The organism is Collinsella aerofaciens (genome assembly GCF_039752775.1).
Taxonomy (GTDB): Bacteria; Actinomycetota; Coriobacteriia; order Coriobacteriales; family Coriobacteriaceae; genus Collinsella; species Collinsella aerofaciens_R.
Window position 1 is genome coordinate 39,134 of record NZ_JBDMGT010000019.1, and the last position, 6,779, is coordinate 45,912.

4 protein-coding genes and 1 tRNA gene are annotated in these 6,779 nt (G+C 58.5%); 3 read left to right on the plus strand and 2 right to left on the minus strand.

Annotation, left to right across the window (positions count from 1 at the left end):
* The first annotated feature begins 207 nt into the window (after positions 1–207).
* Positions 208–1,290, plus strand: coding sequence for an HNH endonuclease (locus ABHR63_RS06405; protein ID WP_006235116.1), 1,083 nt, complete (start codon positions 208–210; stop codon positions 1,288–1,290).
* A gap of 444 nt (positions 1,291–1,734) precedes the next feature.
* On the opposite strand, the gene ABHR63_RS06410 is transcribed toward ABHR63_RS06405, so the two are convergent.
* Both ABHR63_RS06410 and ABHR63_RS06415 read right to left on the minus strand, forming a co-directional pair.
* Positions 1,735–2,421: a DUF5710 domain-containing protein gene (locus ABHR63_RS06410; protein ID WP_052043999.1), complete on the minus strand. Its 687-nt coding sequence runs from the start codon at positions 2,419–2,421 to the stop codon at positions 1,735–1,737.
* 226 nt (positions 2,422–2,647) lie between these two features.
* Positions 2,648–2,722: transfer RNA gene (locus ABHR63_RS06415), tRNA-Val, on the minus strand.
* Between the two features lie 289 nt (positions 2,723–3,011).
* Here ABHR63_RS06415 and ABHR63_RS06420 point away from each other — a divergent pair.
* Both ABHR63_RS06420 and ABHR63_RS06425 read left to right on the plus strand, forming a co-directional pair.
* Positions 3,012–4,034, plus strand: a complete 1,023-nt coding sequence (locus tag ABHR63_RS06420) for a DMT family transporter (RefSeq protein ID WP_346964795.1) — start codon at positions 3,012–3,014, stop codon at positions 4,032–4,034.
* A 149-nt stretch (positions 4,035–4,183) separates the two neighbouring features.
* Positions 4,184–6,520: a DUF4012 domain-containing protein gene (locus ABHR63_RS06425; RefSeq protein ID WP_346965911.1), complete on the plus strand. Its 2,337-nt coding sequence runs from the start codon at positions 4,184–4,186 to the stop codon at positions 6,518–6,520.
* Positions 6,521–6,779 lie beyond the last annotated feature (259 nt).

Consider the following 6,779-nt stretch of genomic DNA (forward strand, 5'->3'; position numbering starts at 1 on the left):
CCCATGAACGACCCGGCCCAACAAGCCCGGATGAAACACGTGCTACATCAGTATACAGGGAAGTGGGGTAGCGGGGTACAAGCGCGCCAGCGGCAAACCGAGAGCATCAACGATGTGCCGATCGCGGAATGAGATCTCGTAATAATTGACTCTCGGCCATATTATTGAGGGGCATGACTCGCGTTCGTATGGTTGTAGGTGCTGGCGATGAACGACATTGACCTTGCTGTTCCGTTGATGGATGGACCAAGCTATGACCGCGCCTGCAGTCTCGTGCCTTCCGAATACGTTGAGGCATGGGAGTGGTTTCTGGGTGAGGAACAGCGCGGCGGCGTTTGGACCAGCCTTCCGCACCACACCAAGGAAGATAGTCCTCAGTATCAGTACCGTTTGAGAATTGGCTCGGACTTCTTTCCCGTAACGCGGGATTCAGGGATCTTCTGGCCGGGCCAGGATCGGGTGAAGCAAGATCCCAATAAGATCTTTGCGCTTTCGGTCCATAACTCTAAAAAGAGCTTCTACACCGATGTGCCTCCGCTCTATTTGGATGACGGTACGTGGGTCATTAAGTATTCGGTCCAAGCGCCAGGAGCCGTTGGTTCTCGAGACCAGAATTACAACCGTAAAATGCTCAACTGCATGGAATGTGGCGTCCCGGTCGGAGTCATATTTGCAACCGAGGTGGGCTATAAGGTGCTCGGCCTTGCGTTTGTTGAGCGGTTCGAGCCCGAAAATGGATGGTTTGTTCTGCACGGTCCTGTTCATAAAGGCGGACCGGACCCTCGTTTTGCGCCCGACATGAGTTATCTGAAGCACATACCCGTCGATATTGAGTTTGCCGGACAGGGTGCGACCGACGACGAAAAGGTCCGCTATGCGTTAAGGCGCGAGCGATTGGGGCAGCAATGGTTCCGCAAGCAGCTCGTTGCCGCCTATGATGGCCGTTGCGCGGTGTCGGACTGCGGCGTCAGCGAAGCTCTGGAGGCTGCACATATCGAGAATTACTCGGGACCCAAATCGCAGGTTGCCAGCAACGGTATTCTGCTTCGGCGCGATCTTCATTCCCTATTTGATGCTCACCTGATTTCGTTTGAGCCTGTTTGCGGCGAATATCGGCTGTGCGGATCGTACCTGCTGGATAAGACCGACTACGCTTCCTTTGCGGGTGCGACGCTAAGGCAGCCGGATGAGCGTCAGTGGCGACCCGATACGGTGTTTCTTGAGGCCCATCGCATTGAGTTCGATCGCTCGGAAAAGAAGCGTGAAAAGGCGGGGCTTCTGCCGTATTAGCGTATTTGGCTTTGGCATTCTTTGACGATCGTGTTGTTTGATCGGATCGCGTGGCGATGCAATCTCGCGCACGCCCGCCGGTGCATGCTCTTCCTGATTTGTATAGCGAGAGGGGAGCGTATATGAGCTGGCGAGGCGATATTGCGATGGGGAAGTACGGAAAACTGCCGTGTGCCCTTATAGACAACAATATGTTTCCGAGCGTAGAGGTTGATTGCGCGTCGTTTGTCGTCACCTGCCCTTGCTGCGGCTCGCAAATACCGTGTCTCGACATTCGGTTTATCGATGCGCGCGACAGACTCAGCGACGAAGTGAGAAAACGGACAGGCGTTCATATGCCGGTGTATCCGGAGAAATGCCCTGTTTGTGGCCTCGATATCGTGTACGACGCCGGCGACGAGGGATAGGTGATGCGGAGGAGTTGGCTGTGAGTGTCTTTTGCCTCTACAAATAAATCCCCTCACCGAGTTGCTTGTGGAACTCGGCGTGATGGTCGCGTGCCCAGGTAAAGAGCGCCTGGTCAAAGTCGGTACGCGTGACCGGGACGCCAAAGACGCCGGCAACTTCGACGCGTATAAACTCCAGTGCCGGCAGCTTGTTGATGGCAGTGAGGGCAAACGGGGACGAGGGCTCCTCGAACAGATAGCGGCTGCCTTGCAGCGCGTCGCAACTGGTGCACGTGTTGCCGAGCGACGGGGCTTTGGAGGCTCGCGCGCCTACGGGCTTGTAGCCGCAGCGCTTATGAAGGTAGTCGCGGATCTCGCCCGGTACGCAGCCAAGAGCGGGCACGATGGCGAGTGCGTTGGCGTTGGCCGTGTCGATGGCAATGTACCCGGCTTCGTTGGGCGCGTGCGCGATGGCGATGCTCTCGTCGTTATCGGTTCGATAGGGAATGCCGAAGGCTGCGACCGAGGTCTCTTTGTGACACTTCCAGCACTCGCGCTTGCCCAGTACTAGATATATATACGGCGCTGAGGGGTCGGATCGGTCAACACCGGGCAGCCACTCGGCAAAGGGCTCGGGGTTGACGCCGCTGGGTACATACCAGATCTTCTTGGTCCGGTCCCATTTGGCGCCCAGCGCCTTGGCTTCTTCTTTGTGCGAAAAGGGGACATCGAGCTCGGTGCGCATGGCGGCTCCTTGGTGCTGCAGGTGCAAGTGGCTCAAGGATACCGCAGGGCGCAGACATCGCGGCGTTTTGCTGAGAAGTTGCGGAGCGGACTGATTGGTTATGCCGATGAATAGATCGGCAAGTAGATGGTCGGCTTTTGGCTAGTTGGGCGGTTGGAGCTGCCAGCTGATTTGGCGACATAAAACAAAACAGCCCAGAGGACATAGCCTCTGAGCTGCGAACATTTGGTGGGCGTTAGAAGATTTGAACTTCTGACCTCTTCCGTGTCAGGGAAGCGCTCTCCCCCTGAGCTAAACGCCCGATCAAGGGTGCGCAAGCGCGCAAGGGATAATATAACGGAGCCTGAACTCGGTGGCAAGAACATTTTTAAAAATCGCTTACATTGTGGAATTCGGGGGCTTTGTCGCATCCATTTCAAAAGAGCCTGCTGCCGCGATTTGGCTGTCGCATAATGCAAGGCCATTGCGGTATCGAGCTATGGAAAGACGCCTGCGGAATTGTCCTACCGATAAGCGGACAAGCCTCCAGCTGGTGACTTCGCCGTGGTAAGGTAAGCCGAATTGTTTCCAGGCTGTTTCGGGGGAGTGGAATGAGCAAAGAGTGTGTCGAGCAGGTCGAAGGCGCAGGGGCTTCGGTGCCGATGACCGATATATCGAACATTGATGTGCCCGAGGGCACCGACGAGCTCAGCCGCAACACCCGTCGCGCATGGCGCGACCGCCTGAACAGCGCTTCGACGCGCAAGATGATCACGGGCGTCTTGGCTACGCTGGTGGGCGGTTCGTTTTGGGGCTTCTCGGGCACCAGCGCGAGTTTTTTGTTCGATACCTACCATGTCGATACGCTGTGGCTTATGAGCGTGCGTCAGATTCTCGCCGGCCTGCTCTTTATGGCTGTGGTTGTCACGCGCGACCGCGCACGCCTGGTCAAGCTTTGGACCACACCCGCCGATCGCAAGCAGCTGCTGCTCTTTACCGCCTTTGGCCTGCTGTTCAACCAGTTTTGCTATCTTTCGGCCGTGCGCCTGACGAACGCCGGAACCGCGACGGTGCTCCAGTGCCTGCAGCTCGTTATCATCATGGGCTACACCTGCGTGATCGATCGCCGCATGCCGCGTACTCGCGAAGTCATCGGCATTGGCCTGGCTCTGGGTGGAACCTTTTTAATCGCCACCGGCGGCGACCCCACCAGCCTGAATATCTCGCCGCTTGGCCTGGCAGCAGGTCTTATGTGTGCGGTCAGCGCCGCGTGTATGGCGGTGATTCCCGCCAAGATCCTGCCCGAATACGGCAGCCCCATCGTCACGGGTTCGGCAATGCTCACGGCGGGCGTGGTCTCGTGCGTCTTCGTGCAGCCCTGGGCGCATATGCCGGCGCTCGACGCTGCCGGCATCGAGGCGCTCGCGGTGTTCGTGGTTATCGGCTCGTTTTTTGCTTACATGCTTTATATGCAGGGCGTTAAGGACATCGGCTCGGTGCGCGCGAGCCTCATCGGAACTGTGGAGCCGGTTTCGGCGACCATCACCAGCGCCGTTATGCTGGGGACGGTGTTTTTGCCGACCGACCTTATCGGCTTTGTCATGATCATCGTGATGATGTTCCTCACGGTGTAGCTAGCGCCGCCGCCAAGACAGAAAAGGTGTTGTGCCGCATTTTCGCCAATTGATGTCCGTGTCTGGAGTTTAGCTGTCGATGCTCAAAATGCCATAAACTAGTAACGTTATGGACTTTTTCATTGCGACTCAATTGCGAGGATTTCTTTATGGCTGGTAATCACTTTAAGGGCAGCGATAGCGGCCGCCCTGCAGTTCCGCCGCGTCCGAACGGGGCTGGTAAGGCCGGCACGCCGGGCGGCGCTGGACAGGGCGGTTCCGGTAAGCGCGTGTCCCCGGGCGAGACGGCGATGTTTACCGCGCTGTACGAGCAGTCTCAAAAGGCAAAAAAGACCGGCCGTGCAAGAGGAAATGTCTTTGCGGACGGTGCAACCTCCACGTCGCAGCCGAGCGGGGCTCCTTCGGTACCCGCGAACAACGCGGGTGCTGCCAACGCCGCGAATGGCGCCGGCAACGTTAATGCCGGCAAGGCCGCCAACAATACTCCCTCTGCCGGTGGCGCGGGGCTTACGGGTAACCTTGGTACGATTTACACCGGCGCCTCCGAGACTGGCACGTTTGCCCGCCTGGATGATAGCGGTGCCGAGTTTGCGGGCTCGGGTTCCAAAGAAGATTATTACGATTTTGGCTTGAACTACGGTAGCGACGCTTCGTCGAGTTCGACCTCTGACGGTCTGGTCCGTCATCGCCATCGCAAGGGCGAGCGCAAAAAGCGTCACACCGGCGCCATTATTGCCGCTGTAGTCGCGGTGCTTCTCGTTGCGCTTGGCGCAAGCGGTTTTATGCTGCTTAACTCGGCAAAGACCGTAAAGAGCGAAGCGAAGGAGGCTGTCGAGATCGTCGGTGGCCTTAAGGACAAGGTCACGTCGGGCGATTTTTCGACGCTGCCTGACGACGCGAAGAAGATCGATGAGCTCTGCAACAGCATGAAGGCGGAGACCTCGAGCCCGCTGTGGACGGCGGCATCGTTTATCCCGGTGTATGGCAGTGACATCAACGCAGCCCGCACCATGATTGATGCCCTGTCCGATGTCTCGAGCAACGCGCTGGTTCCCATGGCCGATAACCTCTCGCAGGCCACGCCCGGCAAGCTGTTCCAGGACGGCATGATTAACGTGTCCGCGCTACAGGCGGTCGCCGATTCGCTTTCCAGCAGCTCGAAGGTGTTCAAGAGCGCCAACGAGAAGATCCAGGGCATTGGCGATACTCATATTTCCCAGGTGACCGAGCTGGTCGATAAGGCCAAGGACGGCTTTGCCACCCTCAACGGCGCGGTTGACGCGGCTGAGAAGGTCGCCCCCGTCCTTCCCCAGATGCTCGGCGCCAACGGCCAGACGCGCAACTACCTTATGTACGCCATGAACAACGTCGAGATTCGTGCTTGCGGCGGCTTTGGCGGTTCGCAGGGCCTGATTTCGGTCACTGACGGCCAGATGTCGATTGGCGAGTTTGTTCCCCGCATTGGACTCAGTGAGGATGAGGCAGTCGAGAGCGTCGACGAAGAGGATGAGGCGCTGTTCGGCAACCACAGTAACCTGTACAACTCGGGCAATACCTATTCGCCTGATTGGCCTCGCAACTCACAGCGTGTCGCCGCGTTGTGGAAGTCCCAGTATGGACAGGACGTTGATGGCGTCATCGGTATCGACCCGGTGTTCCTGCAGTATCTGCTGGGCCTGGTCGGTAACGTGTCACTGCCCGACGGAACGGTTGTCGACGGCACCAACGCCGCAAAGGTCCTCATGCACGATGTGTACTGGAACTATCCGGTCGAGGAGTCGGACGGCATCTTTGCATCCGTCGCCAGCGCTGCCTTCGACAAGATTCTTGGCGGTATCGGCGATGTCGATGTTGCGAAGCTTGTCAGCGCCGTTGAGCGCGGTGCCGAAGAGGGCCGCCTGATTGCTTGGATGAGAAACGATGATGAGCAGAATGCCATCAAAGAGACGGGCATTGACGCTTCGCTGCCCGATCCGGATGACCCGAGTGCCGATCCCGTTGCCGGCGTTTACTTTAATAACCTGAGCTTCTCCAAGCTCGACTGGTATCTGAACGCCGACACGCAGATTGGCCAGGGCGTGAAGAACGGCGACGGCACGTGCTCCTATCGCATCACCGTTACCCTGACGAACATCATGACGCAGGAGGAGGCTGGCAAGCTGCCCGACTACGTTGCGGCGAGCGCACCCGACGCCGCGCGTGACGACGAGCGTCTGAATGTCTCGTTGTTTGCCCCGACGGGCGGCAACATTACTGATCTGACCGTCGAGGGCACCCAGTTTGGTCTTGGCGCCGCTACGTGGCATGGAATCCCCTTCTATTCGGGCACCGTTGACCTGCATGCTGGCGAGACGACGACGATCACGTATACGCTGACCACGTCGGCCGAGGCGGGGGACAAGCCGCTTACGCTGCGTCAGACTCCTACATGCCAGGCGGCTCGCGAGGTTGATTTCCGATCTCAGCCGAACACATTAAGCGAATAGGCCGTTCCCGCAGCTAGCCGAACGCCCCCGAGGTCCTATCCGGGACCCGGGGGCGGCATTTTCCCAGTTGAAGGAACGGTGGAGATGTGTTTCGATGGGTCCGGTGGCCATGCTCCGCCCGCCGCCCGGCACCTCTTCCCAGACTCAGCCGGACGGTCGGTCCGTCTATTCCGTTTTTCTTCCAGGCTAGGCCAGCGGGGCATCGCCCCTCTCCGCGCGCGCCCTCTCGATGAGCCCCGGCGTCAGGTCGAGCTCGGCC